General features: G+C 71.6%; 12 protein-coding genes. 7 read left to right on the top strand and 5 right to left on the bottom strand.

The features are described 5' to 3' along the window. Positions 1-174: 174 nt before the first annotated feature. Positions 175-1038, top strand: coding sequence for an HAD-IB family hydrolase (locus tag ABZ716_RS17985; protein WP_358959959.1), 864 nt, complete (start codon positions 175-177; stop codon positions 1036-1038). Between the two features lie 521 nt (positions 1039-1559). On the opposite strand, the gene ABZ716_RS17980 is transcribed toward ABZ716_RS17985, so the two are convergent. Further along, the gene (locus ABZ716_RS17980; RefSeq protein WP_358959957.1) at positions 1560-2381 is read right to left on the bottom strand and encodes an oxidoreductase; all 822 of its coding nucleotides are present in this window, start codon (positions 2379-2381) and stop codon (positions 1560-1562) included. 109 nt (positions 2382-2490) lie between these two features. Here ABZ716_RS17980 and ABZ716_RS17975 point away from each other — a divergent pair, with 109 nt between their 5' ends. After that, the gene (locus ABZ716_RS17975) at positions 2491-3513 is read left to right on the top strand and encodes an ATP-binding protein (protein WP_358809526.1); all 1023 of its coding nucleotides are present in this window, start codon (positions 2491-2493) and stop codon (positions 3511-3513) included. On the opposite strand, the gene ABZ716_RS17970 is transcribed toward ABZ716_RS17975, so the two are convergent. Beyond that, the gene (locus tag ABZ716_RS17970; protein WP_358959955.1) at positions 3458-4777 is read right to left on the bottom strand and encodes a hypothetical protein; all 1320 of its coding nucleotides are present in this window, start codon (positions 4775-4777) and stop codon (positions 3458-3460) included. The two genes, ABZ716_RS17975 and ABZ716_RS17970, sit on opposite strands and share 56 nt — an antisense overlap. A gap of 234 nt (positions 4778-5011) precedes the next feature. Between ABZ716_RS17970 and ABZ716_RS17965 the strand changes: the two genes are divergently transcribed. From ABZ716_RS17965 to ABZ716_RS17945, 5 genes are all read left to right on the top strand, one after another. Next, positions 5012-7522 carry a SulP family inorganic anion transporter gene (locus ABZ716_RS17965; RefSeq protein WP_358959952.1) on the top strand — a complete coding sequence of 837 codons (2511 nt, stop codon included), beginning with the start codon at positions 5012-5014 and terminating at the stop codon, positions 7520-7522. Positions 7523-7790: 268 nt separating this feature from the next. Next, positions 7791-9746 carry an acetate--CoA ligase gene (gene acs, locus ABZ716_RS17960; protein ID WP_358959950.1) on the top strand — a complete coding sequence of 652 codons (1956 nt, stop codon included), beginning with the start codon at positions 7791-7793 and terminating at the stop codon, positions 9744-9746. Between the two features lie 110 nt (positions 9747-9856). Then, entirely contained in the window at positions 9857-11302 is a 1446-nt protein-coding gene (gene nhaA, locus ABZ716_RS17955) for a Na+/H+ antiporter NhaA (protein WP_358959947.1), read from the top strand. A 54-nt stretch (positions 11303-11356) separates the two neighbouring features. Further along, positions 11357-11815 (top strand): phage holin family protein, encoded by a 459-nt coding sequence (locus ABZ716_RS17950; protein WP_358809530.1) that lies wholly within the window; start codon positions 11357-11359, stop codon positions 11813-11815. Continuing rightward, entirely contained in the window at positions 11812-12786 is a 975-nt protein-coding gene (locus tag ABZ716_RS17945; protein WP_351887313.1) for an alpha/beta hydrolase, read from the top strand. Before ABZ716_RS17950 ends, ABZ716_RS17945 begins: the two co-directional genes overlap by 4 nt. 404 nt (positions 12787-13190) lie before the next feature. Here the strand turns inward: ABZ716_RS17945 and ABZ716_RS17940 are convergent, their stop codons facing one another. From ABZ716_RS17940 to nth, 3 genes are all read right to left on the bottom strand, one after another. Next, on the bottom strand, positions 13191-14393 hold the full coding sequence (locus ABZ716_RS17940) for a MarP family serine protease (RefSeq protein WP_358809850.1): 1203 nt from the start codon (positions 14391-14393) through the stop codon (positions 13191-13193). A gap of 13 nt (positions 14394-14406) precedes the next feature. Next, a complete protein-coding gene (locus ABZ716_RS17935) occupies positions 14407-15126 on the bottom strand; it encodes a CoA pyrophosphatase (protein WP_358959945.1) in 720 nt (239 codons plus the stop codon). A gap of 118 nt (positions 15127-15244) precedes the next feature. Next, positions 15245-16246: an endonuclease III gene (nth, locus tag ABZ716_RS17930; protein ID WP_358959942.1), complete on the bottom strand. Its 1002-nt coding sequence runs from the start codon at positions 16244-16246 to the stop codon at positions 15245-15247. Positions 16247-16378 lie beyond the last annotated feature (132 nt).

The raw sequence follows: 16378 nt of genomic DNA, 5'->3' as shown, positions 1-16378 counted from the left end.
CCGCGTCCGGACATGCGACGACCCCCGCCGGGGGGGAGAGCGGGGGTCGTCCCCACGGTCCGACTCGGGGGGGGAGGAGCCAGACCGGGTTAGCACGGTCGCGAACGATCCGTGACTTCCATGGTGTACCCGAGAGCCCTCTCAGGCAAACCCACGCGCCACACCTTACGCCGAATGGTGGGCGCATATGCTCGGTGCGTGGAAAATCAGCCCTTGCCGCACTCCTCGCCCCGGACCGCCGCCTTCTTCGACCTGGACAAGACGGTCATTGCGAAGTCCAGCGCCCTGACGTTCAGCAAGCCCTTCTACCAGGGCGGTCTGATCAACCGGCGGGCCGTGCTGCGCACCGCGTACACCCAGTTCATCTTCCTGGCCGGCGGCGCCGACCACGACCAGATGGAGCGGATGCGCGAGTATCTGTCCGCCCTCTGCAAGGGGTGGAACGTCAGCCAGGTGCGGGAGATCGTCGCCGAAGCGCTGCACGAGCTGATCGACCCGATCATCTACGACGAGGCCGCGTCCCTCATCGAGGCCCACCACACCGCCGGCCGTGACGTGGTGATCGTGTCCAGCTCCGGCGCCGAAGTCGTGGAGCCCATCGGGGAGATGCTCGGCGCGGACCGGGTTGTCGCGACCCGCATGGTGGTCGGCGAGGACGGCTGCTTCACCGGGGAGATCGAGTACTACGCCTACGGGCCCACCAAGGCGGAGGCCGTGCGCGAGCTCGCCGAGTCCGAGGGTTACGACCTCGCGCGGTGCTACGCGTACAGCGACTCCATCACCGATGTGCCGATGCTGGAGGCCGTCGGACACCCGCACGCGGTCAACCCCGACCGGGCGCTGCGGCGCGAGGCGGTCGCGCGGGAGTGGCCGGTGCTCGTGTTCAGCAAGCCGGTGCGGCTCAAGCAGCGACTGTCCTCGCCCACACGTCCCGCGCTCGTCGCCGCGGCGGCGGTCGGGGCGGCGGCCGCCACCGCCGGGCTGGTCTGGTACGCGAGCCGCCGACGGGCCGCGGCCGCAGCCCTCGCGTCGGCCTGATCGGGCATCCGGGCATCCGGGCATCCGGGCCCGTCGGCAGCGGAGGGGCAGCGGCGAGCCCGCACGCGAGCCGGTGGCCTTCCCGCACGCCTCACGCGACTCATCCCCTGCGAAGGTCAAATAAGGCGCCCGAATAGCACTGATTTAACCCGAAAAGTAAAGAACCTGGCCTAGGGGTTTCACTCAGGCCCCAAGAGAGGTACAAAGGATTCACGGCCCGCGAGACCAAAGAACATCCGAGAGGATCATCTTTAAACCGCAGTAAGGCCCACGGACCGAAGCAGGAACGCCGGGCACCCACGCGACGTCGACCCGTCGATTACGGGCCAGCCGCACCAGGCGACGGGCAAAGCACCCGGCCTGATGGGCATCATCGAGGACGCTTGGTAACTTGGCGGGAATGCCAGCGGCGACACCATGAGCAGGACGGTGTCGCCGCAACCCTGCGCCCAGGAGCCTTGCTCCCGGGAACCCCGCACCTCGGGCCCCCGCGCCGGCGACCTCGCGCCCGGGCCGCAGCCCTACGCCGCGCCGCGCTGGAGCGCCTCACAGACCGCCGTCGACTCGCGCGCACCGAGCTCCACCGCGCGGCCGCAGTGCGCGATCCAGGCGGCCATCCCCTCCGCGGTGCCGGAGACATAGCCGTGGAACGCCTCCAGGTAGGCCCCGGCCCCCTGTTCGGCGTGCCCGACCTCCGCCGGGCAGATCGCCTTCGGGTCCAGACCGCTGTTGATCAGGACGATCCGCTCCGCGGCGCGCGCGACCAGACCGTTGTACGAGGCGAAGGGCCGCAGGGCCAGCAGTTCGCCGTGCACCACGGCCGCCGTGACCAGGGCCGGCGCCGACCCGCCGGCGATGACCAGCCGCGAGAGCCCGTCGAGCCGGCCCGCGACCTCCTCGGCGTCCGGGAGCGGGAGGTCCACCAGAGGCTCGTCCACCGGCTCACCGGCCAGCCGTGGACGCCCCACCACGTCCCCGGCCACGGCTGAGCCCGACGCGACCAGGTGCAGCCGGGCGAGCACCCGCATCGGCGACTGGCGCCAGATGCTCAGCAGCTGGCCCGCCTCCGCCGTCAGCCGCAGGGCGGCTCCGACGGCCAGCGCCTCGGGGTCCGCGCCGAAGTCCGTCCGGCGGCGCACCTCCTCCAGCGCCCAGTCGGCCCCCGACAGCGCCGCACTCCCCCGGGCCCCGCGCAGTGCGGCCTCCGAGGTGATCTCCCCGCCGCGCCGGCGCATGACCCGGTGCCCGTAGACCCGGTCCACGGCCTTGCGTACGGATTCCACGGACTCGGCGACGCCCGGGAGGGCACCCAGGGCCACCAGCGGGTCGGAAGCGCTACTCATAAGTAGGGAGCCTACGCACTGCGGACCCGTACCACCGACCCCTCCTTGGAGTGGTCTTCTTCACTCGCCTCGGCCACTCCGCGCACTCAACCCACTACGCTTGGTGAACATGAAGATCGCTTTCGTGGGAAAGGGCGGTAGCGGGAAGACCACGCTGTCCTCCCTCTTCATCCGCCACCTCGCTGCCAGTGGAGCCCCCGTCATCGCGGTGGACGCCGACATCAACCAGCACCTCGGAGCCGCCCTCGGACTCCCCGAGGAGGAGGCAGCGACGCTGCCCGCGCTCGGTGCGCACCTCCCGCTGATCAAGGAGTACCTGCGCGGCTCGAACCCGCGCATCGCCTCAGCCGACAGTATGATCAAGACGACCCCGCCCGGGACCGGTTCGCGGCTGCTGCGGGTGGACGAGGACAACCCCGTCTACGCCGCCTGCGCGCGCACGCTCCCCCTGGACGGGAACCCCGTACGGCTGATGGCGACGGGCCCCTTCACCGAGTCCGACCTGGGGGTGGCCTGCTACCACTCGAAGGTCGGCGCGGTCGAACTCTGCCTCAACCACCTGGTCGACGGCCCGGACGAGTACGTGGTCGTCGACATGACGGCCGGCTCCGACTCCTTCGCCTCGGGCATGTTCACCCGCTTCGACATGACCTTCCTGGTGGCCGAGCCGACCCGCAAGGGCATCTCCGTCTACCGCCAGTACAAGGAGTACGCACGGGACTTCGGGGTGCGGCTGCGCGTGGTCGGCAACAAGGTGCAGGGTCCGGAGGACATCGAGTTCCTCCAGGACGAGGCGGGCGAGGACCTGCTGGTGACGTTCGGCCACTCCGACTGGGTGCGCGCGATGGAGCGGGGCCGCCCGGCCGCCTTCGAGCTGCTGGAGGCGGGCAACCAGCTCGCCCTGAAGGCCCTCCGGAGTGCGGCGCAGGACTCCTACTCGGGCCGCGACTGGGCCAAGTACACCGAGCAGATGGTCCACTTCCACCTGCGCAACGCCGAGAGCTGGGGCAACGCCAGGACCGGGACCGACCTGGCGCAGCAGGTCGACCCCGGCTTCGTCCTCCACGAGGGCCTGGTCAGCCCTCGTCCGGCTCCCCGGCCGGCTCTCCGGCCGGCCCCTCAGCCGGCTTGACCTTGGCCGCGGGGGCGGCCGGCGGCGCCGGCGGCCCCGCGGTGAGGAACTTCGTCCAGCCCTCCTTGGGCGCCTGGCCGACCTCCAGGGTGCGCAGCCAGTCCAGGATCTTCGGGTCCTGGGCGTCCAGCCAGTCGGCCAGCTCACGGAAGGGCACGCAGCGGACCTCCGGCTGACCGCACATGCTCTTGATGGACTCCTCGACGGCGTGCATGTAGGTGCCGCCGTTCCAGGACTCGAAGTGGTTGCCGATGATCAGGGGTGCGCGGTTGCCCTGGTAGGCGCGGTCGAACGCCTGCTTGAGGCCGTCGCGCATCTGCTCGCCCCAGTACTGGTGCTGCGAGGGGTCGCCCTGGGTGGTCGTACCGGACTGGTTGACCATGTAGTTGTAGTCCATGCTCAGCGTGTCGAAGGCCCGGCCGGGCATCGGTACCAGCTGGAGCGGGAGGTCCCAGAGCCCCTCCGTCTTCTTGGGCCACACCTGCTTGCTGATTCCGCTGGAGTCGTAGCGGAAGCCCATGTCCTTGGCCGCCAGCATGAAGTTCTTCTGGCCTTCGAGGCAGGGGGTGCGGGCGCCGATGAGCTCCTTGTCGTAGTCGAAGGGGAGCGGCTCCGCGTCCTTCAGGCCGGAGTTGGTCTTCCAGCTCTTGACGAAGGACTTGGCCTGGTTGATCTCGCTCTTCCACTCCTCGACGGACCAGGTGCCGACGCCTCCCTCGGGGCCGCAGAAGTGGCCGTTGAAGTGGGTGCCGATCTCGTTGCCCTCCAGCCAGGCCGCGCGCACCTGTTCGGCGGTGTCCTTGATGCCCTGGAGGTCGCCGAAGCCGATGTCGGAGCGACCCGGGGCGTGCTGCGGCGCGGTGTAGAGGGAACGCTTCTCCTCCGGCAGCAGGTACACGCCGCTGAGGAAGTACGTCATCCGGGCGTTGTACTCCTTGCCGACCTCGCGGAAGTGCGAGAAGAGCTTCTGGCTGTCCTCGCCGGCCCCGTCCCACGAGAAGACCACGAACTGCGGCGGCTTCTCACCGGGCTTGAGCTTCTGCGGCTTCTGCACGTTCGGCTGCGCACCGGTGTAGACGGTCGAGCCGTCGCCGATCGGCCGGTTGACGCTGCCGGGCGCCTCCGGCGCGGGGGCGCCCTTCCTTCCGCTCGGTCCGCCGTGGGCCCCGCGCTCCGCGGGCCCGGAACCGCTGCACCCGGCGGCGCACAGGACCAGGGCCGTGGCGACCAGCCCGCCGGCGATCTTCTTCGTGGCGGCCATCATCCGCACACCTCTCCCTCGCAGTACCGATGCAGGACGTTCGCGACGCAACGTCCCACGCGGTGCGGTTTTAGGAAGGTATGACAAGGCCGACAAAATGCTTAATCACCCCTAGGGGTGGGTTTCTAGCCCGTGTGCACGGATTTACTCCCGCTCTTCTTTACTCTCCATTACCGTCCATTTACTGACTGTTGAGAATCCCGCCGCTTCATCCCTCCTCAGAGGAGACGGGAACCCATGACATCCACCGCACCAGCCACCGCACCCGCCGAAGCCCCTCTCCCCTCCCAGGCCCGGAAGCCATCGGGCTCGAGAGGCTTCCGCAAGGACCTCCCGGCCGACCTCTCCGCCTCCGTGGCCGTCTTCCTGATCGCCCTGCCGCTCTCGCTCGGCATCGCGCTGGCCACCGGCGCCCCGCTGCAGGCCGGGCTGGTGGCCGCGGCGGCGGGCGGGATCGTGGCCGGGCGGCTCGGCGGCGCACCTCTCCAGGTCAGCGGACCGGCCGCCGGACTCACGGTCGTGACCGCCGAGTTGATCCAGCGCTACGGATGGCGCACCACCTGCGCCATCACCGTCCTCGCGGGCTGCTGCCAGCTCGGGCTCGCCTTCCTGCGCACCGCCCGGTCCGCGCTCATGGTGAGCCCGGCCATCGTGCACGGGATGCTCGGGGGCATCGGGGTGACCATCGCGCTGGCCCAGCTGCACATCGTGCTCGGCGGCACCCCGCAGAGTTCGGCCGTGGCCAATGTGGTCGGTCTGCCCGCCCAGTTGGCCCACCCGCAGCCGGCCGCGCTCGTGGTGAGCGCGCTGACGCTGTGCGTCCTGCTCGGCTGGAACAGACTGCCCGGGCGGGTGGGCCGCGCCCTGCGCAAGGTGCCGGCCGCGCTGGCCGCCGTCGCCTCCGCGACGGCGTTCGCGGCCCTCGCCGGGCTGGCCCTGCCCCGGGTCGAGCTGCCGTCCTGGAGCAGTCACGCGCTGCCGGAGCTGCCCGAGGGGCCGGTGCTCGGCCTGATCGCCGCCGTGCTGACCATCACCCTGGTCGGCAGTGTGGAATCCCTGCTCTCCTCGGTGGCCACCGACAAGCTGATCGCCGCCGAGCGCGGTACGGACCGCCCGCCCCGGGCCGACCTCGACCGCGAGCTGCGCGGCCAGGGCGCGGCGAACATCGTCTCGGGCCTGCTGGGCGGGCTGCCCATCACGGGTGTGGCCGTGCGCAGCGTGGCGAACGTCAAGTCCGGTGCCGTGAGCCGGAAATCAGCCATGTTCCACGGGCTGTGGGTGGTGCTCGCGGCCGGGCTGCTCGTCCCGGTCCTGGATCTGATCCCGCTCGCGGCCCTGGCCGCGCTGGTGATGGCCGTCGGGATCCAGATGGTCAGCATCACTCACCTGCGGACGGTCTCCCGGCACCGCGAGGTCCTGGTCTACGCGACGACGATCGCGGCCGTGGTGCTGGGTGGGGTACTGGAGGGGGTGGCCGTCGGGATCGCGGTGGCGGTGGCCCTGGCCCTGCGCCGGCTGGCCCGGACCCGGATCACGTGGGTGGAGGAGGGGCATGTCCACCGGATCACCGTGCGGGGGCAGCTGACCTTCCTGGCGGTGCCCCGGCTGAGCCGGGTGCTGAACCTGGTGCCGCACGGCGGGCACGCGGTGGTCGAGCTGGACGGCTCCTTCATGGACCATGCCGCCTACGAGACCCTGCACGACTGGCAGGAGTCGCACCTGGCGCACGGCGGTTCGCTGGAGCTGACCGGACGCGGCGGCGCGGCCTTCTCCGGCGCGGCCGCGGGTGCCCCCCGTCCGCGCTCCGGATGGGACGAAGGGGCGGGCGGGGACCTGTCCCGGGTCTCGGCGGCCGATGACCACCGGGCCGAGGGCGGCCGGGGCGGGCACCAGTGCTGCCGCCCCTGGACGCCCTGGCGGAACCACTGCGACCACCGGGCGGCGCAGACCGCCGAGCCGGACCCGGCCGAGGCCACGACCGCGGCCGCGGCCGGCGAGGACTCCCCCACCGCCCTCCGTACGGTTCCCGGCGCGCCCGGGGTCCCACGCGGTGCGGCGGCCGACGCCGGGCGGCGGCCCGGGGCGGGACAACTGGCCAGCGGGATCAGCGCCTTCCAGCGGGACACCGCGCCCCACGTACGCGAGGAGCTGGCCCGGCTGGCGCGCGAGGGACAGCGGCCCTCGCAGCTCTTCCTGACCTGCGCGGACTCCCGCCTGGTCACCAGCATGATCACCGCCAGCGGTCCGGGTGACCTGTTCACCGTGCGCAACGTGGGCAACCTCGTCCCGCTGCCCGGCGCCGAGTCCGGTGACGACTCCGTCGCCGCGGCCATCGAGTACGCCGTGGACGTGCTCCAGGTCTCCAGCATCACGGTGTGCGGGCACTCGGGCTGCGGGGCCATGCAGGCCCTGCTGGGTTCCCGCCCCGGGGACCCGGCGACCCCGCTGACCCGCTGGCTGCGGCACGGCCTGCCCAGCCTGGAGCGGATGGGCAGCCGGCACCACCCCTGGGCCCGCATCTCGGGCCGGCTCCCGGCCGACGCCGTGGAACAGCTGTGCCTGACCAACGTGGTGCAGCAGCTGGAACACCTGCGGGCGCACGAATCGGTGGCCCGGCGCCTGGCCGAGGGGGCGTTGGAGCTCCACGGCATGTACTTCCACGTGGGTGAGGCCCAGGCGTATCTCCTTTCCCCCGGAGAGGACTTCTTCGACTGTCGGGTTTTCGACACCGTCGGCCAGAACGCCTGACCAGAGGCCCTCTCGAACCGATACCCTCCCGTATCCGTGCAAGCTGTCGGCCCCTTCGCGCACGCGGTGGCGAGAAGGGGCCGTCTGCGCGCCGCCGCACGCACACCCCGCCCCACCGTGCGAGGGCGGCCGGGCACGGGCCCAGCCGTGGTATAGGTCTAAACCAATTTTCGGGAACCCCTTGTCACCTGGGCGTCTGACTGATGAGCTGTCCCCGGGACCCAGCTATGCCCGGGGAACAACGGACACCCTGGGAAAGGGAGATGTCGTGAGCAACGAGAGCCTGGCCAACCTGCTGAAAGAGGAGCGGCGGTTCGCACCGCCCGCCGATCTGGCCGCCACCGCGAACGTGAAGGAGTCCGCGTACGCGCAGGCCGACACGGACCGGCTGGGCTTCTGGGCCGAGCAGGCCCGACGGCTCTCCTGGGACACCGCGCCCACCGAGACGCTCGACTGGAGCAACCCGCCCTTCGCGAAGTGGTTCGCCGACGGCAAGCTGAACGTCGCGTACAACTGCGTCGACCGGCACGTGGCGGCCGGCAACGGCGAGCGCGTCGCCCTCCACTTCGAGGGTGAGCCCGGAGACAGCCGCTCGATCACCTACGCCCAGCTCAAGGACGAGGTCTCGCAGGCCGCGAACGCCCTCACCGAGCTCGGCGTCCAGGCCGGCGACCGGGTCGCCGTCTACCTCCCGATGATCCCCGAAGCGGTCGTCGCGATGCTCGCGTGCGCCCGCGTCGGCGCCGCGCACTCGGTGGTCTTCGGCGGCTTCTCCGCCGACGCCGTCGCCTCCCGCATCCAGGACGCCGACGCCAAGCTGGTGATCACCGCCGACGGCGGCTACCGCCGCGGCAAGCCCAGCGCGCTCAAGCCCGCCATCGACGAGGCCGTCGCCCGCTGCCCGCAGGTCGAGCACGTCCTCGTCGTCCGCCGCACCGGCCAGGACACCGCCTTCACCGAGGGCCGCGACCTGTGGTGGCACGACCTGGTCGGGCGCCAGTCCACCGAGCACACCCCGCAGGCGTTCGACGCCGAGCACCCGCTGTTTATCCTCTACACCTCGGGCACCACGGGTAAGCCGAAGGGCATCCTGCACACCTCGGGCGGATACCTCACGCAGGCCGCGTACACCCACCAGGCCGTCTTCGACCTGAAGCCGGAGAGCGACGTCTACTGGTGCACCGCCGACATCGGCTGGGTCACCGGGCACTCCTACATCGTCTACGGCCCGCTGGCCAACGGCGCCACGCAGGTGATGTACGAGGGCACGCCGGACACCCCCCACCAGGGCCGGTTCTGGGAGGTCGTGCAGAAGTACGGCGTCACCATCCTCTACACCGCGCCCACCGCGATCCGCACGTTCATGAAGTGGGGCGACGACATCCCCGCCAAGTTCGACCTGTCCAGCCTGCGCGTGCTGGGTTCGGTCGGCGAGCCCATCAACCCCGAAGCCTGGATGTGGTACCGCAAGCACATCGGCGGTGACCGCTGCCCGATCGTGGACACCTGGTGGCAGACCGAGACCGGCGCCATGATGATCTCCCCGCTCCCGGGCGTCACCGCGACCAAGCCGGGCTCGGCCCAGCGCGCCCTGCCGGGCATCGGCGCCACCGTCGTGGACGACGAGGGCCACGAGGTACCCAACGGCGGAGGCGGCTACCTGGTCCTCACCGAGCCGTGGCCGTCGATGCTGCGCACCATCTGGGGCGACGACCAGCGGTTCGTCGACACCTACTGGTCCCGCTTCGAGGGCCGCTACTTCGCCGGCGACGGCGCCAAGAAGGACGACGACGGCGACATCTGGCTGCTGGGCCGCGTGGACGACGTGATGCTGGTGTCGGGCCACAACATCTCCACCACCGAGGTGGAGTCGGCGCTCGTCTCCCACCCCGCCGTGGCCGAGGCCGCCGTCGTCGGCGCGGCCGACGAGACCACCGGCCAGGCCATCGTGGCCTTCGTGATCCTGCGCGGCAGCGCCTCCGAGACGGACACCCTGGTCGGGGAGCTGCGCAACCACGTGGGCGCCACCCTCGGGCCGATCGCCAAGCCCAAGCGGATCCTGCCGGTGCAGGAGCTCCCCAAGACCCGCTCCGGAAAGATCATGCGCCGTCTGCTGCGCGACGTGGCCGAGAACCGCGCCGTCGGTGACGTCACCACCCTCGCCGACTCCTCGGTCATGGACCTGATCCAGACGAAGCTGCCCAGCGCCTCCGACGAGGACTGACCGGTCCCGGCAGGCCAGCGGCCACGGAGGGTGTCCGGCGCACAGCGCGCCGGACACCCTCCATCCGTTTAAGGTGAAGATCACCCGATACGACGGAACGGAGGTCCTGCGTGGCCACGCCCGCACCCCGCCGCAAGCTCCTCGGACGGCTCTCCCTGCCCGAGCGCCGCTTCGTGGCGGACGCGCTGCGCACCGAGACCGTCGGCGGCGTCCTGCTGCTGGTGGCTGCGATCGCCGCCCTCCTGTGGGCCAACATCCCCGCCCTCTCCAGCAGCTACGACAGCGTCCGGTCCTTCCACCTGGGCCCCGCCGCCCTCGGCCTGGACCTCTCCCTCCAGCACTGGGCGGCCGACGGTCTGCTCGCGATCTTCTTCTTCGTCGCGGGCATCGAGCTCAAACGCGAACTCGTCGCGGGCGACCTGCGGGACGCCAAGGCCGCCGCCCTGCCCGTCATCGCCGCCCTCTGCGGCATGGCCGTACCCGCGCTCGTCTACCTGCTGGTCAACACCCTCGGCAGCGGTTCGACCGACGGCTGGGCCGTCCCGACCGCCACCGACATCGCCTTCGCCCTCGCTGTCCTCGCGGTCATCGGCACCTCGCTGCCCTCCGCGCTGCGCGCCTTCCTGCTGACCCTGGCCGTCGTCGACGACCTCTTCGCCATCCTGATCATCGCCGTGTTCTTCACCAGCAGCATCAACTTCGCGGCGCTCGGCGGGGCCGTCGCGGGCCTGGTCCTCTTCTGGTTCCTGCTGCGCGCCGGTGTCCGCGGCTGGTACGTGTACATCCCGCTCGCCCTGGTCATCTGGGGCCTGATGTACAACAGCGGCGTCCACGCCACCATCGCGGGCGTCGCCATGGGCCTGATGCTGCGCTGCACCCGCAGGGAGGGGGAGGAGCACTCCCCCGGCGAGCACATCGAGCACCTGGTCCGCCCCCTGTCCGCGGGCCTCGCCGTCCCCCTCTTCGCCCTGTTCTCCGCGGGGGTCTCCCTCTCGGACGAGTCGATCGCGCAGGTCTTCACCCGCCCGGAGACCCTCGGTGTGGTCCTCGGCCTGGTCGTCGGCAAGACGGTGGGCATCTTCGGCGGCACCTGGCTGGCCGCCCGCTTCACCCGGGCGGAGCTGAACGAGGACCTCGCCTGGCCCGACGTCCTCGCCGTGGCCACCCTCGCCGGCATCGGATTCACCGTCTCCCTCCTGATCGGCGAACTCGCCTTCACCGAGGACCCGGTCCTCACCGACGAGGTCAAGGCCGCCGTCCTGCTCGGCTCCCTCATCGCGGCGGTCGTCGCCGCCGTCCTGCTCAAGCTGCGCAATCGCAAGTACCGCGCCCTGACCGACGCGGAGGAGCGCGACGAGGACCTCGACGGAATCCCGGACATCTACGAAGAGGGCAATCCGGAATACCACCTGCGGATGGCCCGGATCCACGAGGAGAAGGCCGCGGAACACCGCCGCCGGGCCACCGCCGCCGCCCTGGCGGCAGCCTCCGAGGCGGGCGACGACGCGGGCGAAGCCACGGGCGGGTCCAGCGCGCGGGCCGACCGTCCGGCATGATCTGACTGACGACGGAGGACAGCCGCCGGCAGACGACGACAGAGGGAGACAGAGATGAGCGCAGTGGACCAAGGGGCTCCGGGGGCCGAGCGCACCCTCGGCCAGCTCGTCGCCTCGGCCACCGCCGAGATGTCCGCCCTGGTGCACGACGAGATCGCGCTGGCCAAGGTGGAGATCAAGCAGGACGTCAAGCGCGCGGGCATCGGCAGCGGCGCCGGGATCTCGGCGGGCGTGCTCCTGCTCTTCTCCCTCCCCGTACTGAGTTTCGCCGCGGCCTACGGCATCCACAACCTCGGTCTGGGGCTGGCCTGGTCCTTCCTCATCGTCGGCGCCGTGTTCTGGCTGCTGGCGGGGGTGGTCGGGCTGCTGGCCGTGTCCAAGTTCAAGAAGATCAAGCCGCCTGTGAAGACGATGGAATCCGTCAAGCAGACCGCGGCGGTCGTGGGAACCGTCAAGCCGCATCCGCGGCCCGTGAGTGACCAGGCCGTGGGTGTGGCACGCTCGTCCTCATGACAGCCCCCTCGCCGGACTCCGCCACTCCGCCCACCGCTGCCACGGCGGTACGGCTCGACCTGCCGGACGGCACGGCGGTCACCCACCGGGACGTCGCCGCCAACGGCGCCCGGTTCCATGTCGCGGAGCTCGGCGACGGGCCCCTGGTCCTCCTGCTGCACGGGTTCCCGCAGTTCTGGTGGACCTGGCGGCACCAGCTGACGGCCCTCGCCGACGCCGGGTACCGCGCGGTCGCGATGGACCTGCGCGGGGTGGGCGGCAGCGACCGCACCCCGCGCGGCTACGACCCGGCGAACCTCGCGCTCGACATCACTGGGGTCATCCGGTCCCTCGGCGAGCCGGACGCCGCGCTCGTCGGACACGACCTGGGCGGCTACCTGGCGTGGACCGCCGCCGTGATGCGGCCCAAGCTGGTGCGCCGACTGGTCGTCTCCTCCATGCCGCATCCGCGCCGCTGGCGCTCGGCCATGCTGGGCGACCTCGGCCAGACCCGGGCGAGCTCCCATATCTGGGGCTTCCAGAGGCCGTTCGTCCCCGAACGGCAGCTGGTCGCCGACGACGGGGCCCTCGTCGGGCAGCTGATCCGCGAGTGGTCCGGGCCGGGGCTCCAGGAGGACGGCGTGGACGAGGACGTGCTCGGCGTGTACCGGCGGGCGATGTGCATCCCGTCCACCGCGCACTGCTCGGTCGAGCCCTACCGCTGGATGATGCGGTCGATGGCGCGGCCGGACGGGCTCCAGTTCTACCGCCGGATGAAGCGGCCCGTACGGGTGCCCACGCTGCACCTGCACGGCTCGCTGGACCCGGTGATGCGGACCCGGAGCGCGGCCGGGTCCGGGGAGTACGTCGAGGCCCCCTACCGCTGGCGGCTCTTCGACGGCCTCGGGCACTTCCCCCACGAGGAGGACCCCGTCGCCTTCTCCACCGAGCTGGTGAACTGGCTCAAGGACCCGGAGCCGGACCGCCCCTGACGAGGCATTGGCCTGTACCTGACGGACCGGTGGCCGGATGCCGATGGGTGCTGACGGCGCGCCAGTTCGTTCGTACGACGGACACATGGTCGTTCAATTGCCCGGCGCATAGGCCAATTGGCCGCTCCGGACGGGGTTACCGACCTTGGAGGCCGGGCAGAGCTCGTTGTATGGGCTGGACGCACGACCACGGTGACACCGCACGCGAACGCCGCTCGGCCACGGCGCCGGGCACGCACGACCAGGGAGCGGGCCGCGAGGGCCACGACCCCCGGCTCGGGATTCCGCGCATCCTGCGCCGCCGCGCCCGATGGGTATCGGCGCGGCTGCGTCATTCACGGGTGTAGCGGCGCGCCGCCTCACCGCCGCGGGCCCGGCCCGCGGCGGTAAGGCGCAACCTCACGTCAGAGGGCGCAGCCCTGGGTGTCGACCCGCCGGTCGGCCGTCTTGCCGACGCGGATGTCCTCGCGGATCTCGTCCCCCGTCAGGGCGTAGCCGGTGTTCGGGTCGTCGAGCGACTTCGCGAAGACGACCCCGTACACCCGGCCGTCGGGGGTGAGCAGCGGGCCGCCGGAGTTGCCCTGGCGGACGGTCGCGTACAGCGAGTAGACGTCACGGCGGACGGTACCCCGGTGGTAGATGTCCGGGCCGTTGGCGTTGATCCGGCCGCGGACGCGGGCCGCACGGACGTCGTAGGCGCCGTTCTCGGGGAAGCCCGCGACGATCGCGTCGCTGCTGCTCGTCGCGTCCTTCTCGGTGAACTCCAGTGCCGGGGCGCGCAGCTTGGGCACATCCAGCACGGCGATGTCGCGCTCCCAGTCGTAGAGCACGACCTTGCCGTCGTAGAGCTTGCCCTCGCCGCCGACCTGCACGGTCGGCTCGACGACACCGCCGACGACATGGGCGTTGGTCATCACCTTGCCGGGCGCGAAGACGAAACCGGTACCCTCCAGGACCTTGCTGCAGCTGGGCGCGGTGCCGACGACCTTCACGATCGACAGCTTGGCCTGCTGCGCCACCGCGCTGCGGGCGAGCGCCGGGTCCGGCGGCTTCACCTCGGCGATGGGCTCGTTCGAGAAGGGGCTGAAGACCTGCGGGAAGCCGTTCTGGGCGAGGGTGGAGCTGAAGTCCGAGAACCAGGTGTTCGCCTGGGTGGGCAGCACCCGCGCCACGCCCAGGAGCACCTTGGAGTTGCGGACCTCCTTGCCCAGCGTGGGCAGCGAGGTCCCGGCCAGGGCGGAGCCGATCAGCCAGGCCACCAGGAGCATCGCGACGACGTTGACCAGGGCGCCGCCCGTCGCGTCGAGGGCGCGCGCCGGCGACCAGGTGATGTGGCGTCTGAGCCGGTTGCCCAGATGGGTCGTCAACGCCTGGCCGATCGAGGCGCAGACGATGATGACCACGACGGCGATCACCACCACGGTGGTGGACACCTGGGCGCCGTCGTCCGTCACCCGGTCCCAGATCAGCGGGAGCAGGGACACGGCGATGAGGCCGCCGCCCAGGAAGCCGATCACCGACAGGATGCCGACGACGAAGCCCTGGCGGTAGCCGACGATCGCGAACCACACGGCCGCGAGCAGCAACAGGATGTCCAGCACGTTCACGAGGGTCACCGTCTCATGCGTGCCAGTCGAGCGGGACGTGACGTGAGCGGTCCCACGGCCGTTCCCAGCCGGCGAAGTGCAGGATCCGGTCGATGACACCGGCGGTGAAGCCCCACACCAGGGCCGATTCCACGGTGAAGGCGGGCCCCTGATGGCCTCTCGGGTGGACCACGGTGACCCGGTGGGCGGGGTCCGTGAGATCCGCCACGGGCACCGTGAAGACCCGGGCGGTCTCGGCCGGGTCGACCGGGCCGACCGGCGAGGGCTCGCGCCACCAGCCGAGCACCGGGGTCACCACGAACTCGCTGACCGGGATGTAGAGCCGGGGCAGGACGCCGAACAGCTGCACGCCGGCCGGGTCCAGGCCGGTCTCCTCCTCGGCCTCGCGGAGCGCCGCGCGCAGCGGGCCCGTGGTGTGCGGGTCTCCGTCGCCGGGGTCCAGGGCGCCGCCCGGGAAGGAGGGCTGCCCGGCATGGGAGCGGAGGGTGCCGGCACGCTCCTGGAGGAGGATCTCCGGGCCGCGCGGGCCCTCCCCGAAGAGGATCAGCACGGCGGACTGGCGGCCCCGGCCGTCCTCGGGCGGCAGGAAGCGGCTGAGCTGCCGGGGCCGGACCGTCCGGGCCGCCCCGGCCACGGGCTCCAGCCAGCCGGGCAGGCCGACGGTGGTGAGCTCCAGGCCGTCGGCCCGGCGGCCGGCCTCGGCCGTCGTCTCGTGCTGCGTACCGCGCGTCATGGGCAACCCCTGTCCGTGTTCTCCCCGCCCGCTGAACGCGGGCCGGGTGCCGATTGGTTCCGCCGGGGGCGCACGGCGGGGCGGCCGCACGCCCCGGGCCCCCTCCGCGCTGCCCCGCTCAGGGCTCCGTACGGGCCCCCAGGGGCGCGGCCGGGAGCCCGGGGTAGTCCGGGGGCGGGGAGAGCCGCTGGCCCGGCTGGCCGCCCTTCTCGTACTTCAGCAGCTTCTTCGCCTTCTCCGGGTCGGTCTCGCCCTCCCCGTAGGCCGGGCAGAGCGGGGCGATGGGGCAGGCTCCGCAGGCGGGCCGGCGGGCGTGGCAGATACGGCGGCCGTGGAAGACGACGCGGTGCGAGAGCATCGTCCACTCGCTCTTCGGGAAGATCCCGCAGATCTCCGCCTCGACCTTCTCGGGGTCCACCTGCTCGGTCCACTTGAAGCGGCGCACCAGCCGACCGAAGTGGGTGTCGACGGTGATCCCGGGGACCCCGAAGGCGTTGCCGAGGACCACGTTCGCGGTCTTGCGGCCCACGCCGGGCAGTTTGACCAGGTCCTCCAGGCGGCCCGGGACCTCGCCGCCGAAGTCGTCGCGCAGGGCCTTGGAGAGGCCGAGGAGGGACTTCGCCTTCGCCCGGAAGAACCCGGTCGGCCGAATGAGCTCCTCCAACTCCTCCGGCGCGGCCGCCGCCATGTCCTCGGGGGTCGGGTAGGCGGCGAAGAGGGCCGGGGTCGTCTGGTTCACGCGCAGGTCGGTGGTCTGCGCGGAGAGGACGGTGGCGACCAGCAGCTCGAAGGGGTTGCGGAAGTCCAGCTCCGGATGGGCGTACGGGTACACCTCCGCGAGCTCGCGGTTGATCCGGCGGGCGCGGCGGATCATGGCGAGCCGTGACTCGGGCTTGGCCGCGGCGGCCTTCGCTGGCGTGGCGGGCTTCGCGGACGCGGCGGGCTTCGCGGACGCAGCGGGCTTCGCGGTCTTGGCGGGCTTCGCGGAACGCGCCGCTCCGGCCGTCCCCGCAGGTCGCGGTTTCTTGGCCGAAGCTTTGCCCTGAGGGGCAGGCCGGGCCTTTTCGGACGTCGCCGCGGGGGCCTGTTCGCCCACGGCTGAATTCTGGGCCGCCGTCACTCCAGCGGACCCCTTGGCCTGTGCTCTCACCGGCTTATTGGACACCCGGCCAGCCTAAGGCCGGACGCTGACACCCCGCCCGGACCTCAGGTAACACCCCTCCGATCGGTCTCCCGCCGCACAGCACGCCCG

Origin of the sequence: Streptomyces sp. NPDC006687 (assembly GCF_040636215.1) — a bacterium.
GTDB lineage: Bacteria > Actinomycetota > Actinomycetes > Streptomycetales > Streptomycetaceae > Streptomyces.
This window is presented reverse-complemented; position numbering and strand designations above follow the sequence as displayed.

What these genes read in the sequence shown, in the direction of transcription:
- ABZ716_RS17935 (WP_358959945.1), bottom strand. Translation starts at nt 15,126, where the DNA reads ATGACGCGCGGTACGCAGCACGAGACGACGGCCGAGGCCGGCCGCCGG.
- ABZ716_RS17965 (WP_358959952.1), top strand. Translation starts at nt 5,012, where the DNA reads ATGACATCCACCGCACCAGCCACCGCACCCGCCGAAGCCCCTCTCCCC.
- ABZ716_RS17970 (WP_358959955.1), bottom strand. Translation starts at nt 4,777, where the DNA reads ATGATGGCCGCCACGAAGAAGATCGCCGGCGGGCTGGTCGCCACGGCC.
- ABZ716_RS17945 (WP_351887313.1), top strand. Translation starts at nt 11,812, where the DNA reads ATGACAGCCCCCTCGCCGGACTCCGCCACTCCGCCCACCGCTGCCACG.
- ABZ716_RS17975 (WP_358809526.1), top strand. Translation starts at nt 2,491, where the DNA reads ATGAAGATCGCTTTCGTGGGAAAGGGCGGTAGCGGGAAGACCACGCTG.
- ABZ716_RS17950 (WP_358809530.1), top strand. Translation starts at nt 11,357, where the DNA reads ATGAGCGCAGTGGACCAAGGGGCTCCGGGGGCCGAGCGCACCCTCGGC.
- ABZ716_RS17985 (WP_358959959.1), top strand. Translation starts at nt 175, where the DNA reads ATGGTGGGCGCATATGCTCGGTGCGTGGAAAATCAGCCCTTGCCGCAC.
- ABZ716_RS17980 (WP_358959957.1), bottom strand. Translation starts at nt 2,381, where the DNA reads ATGAGTAGCGCTTCCGACCCGCTGGTGGCCCTGGGTGCCCTCCCGGGC.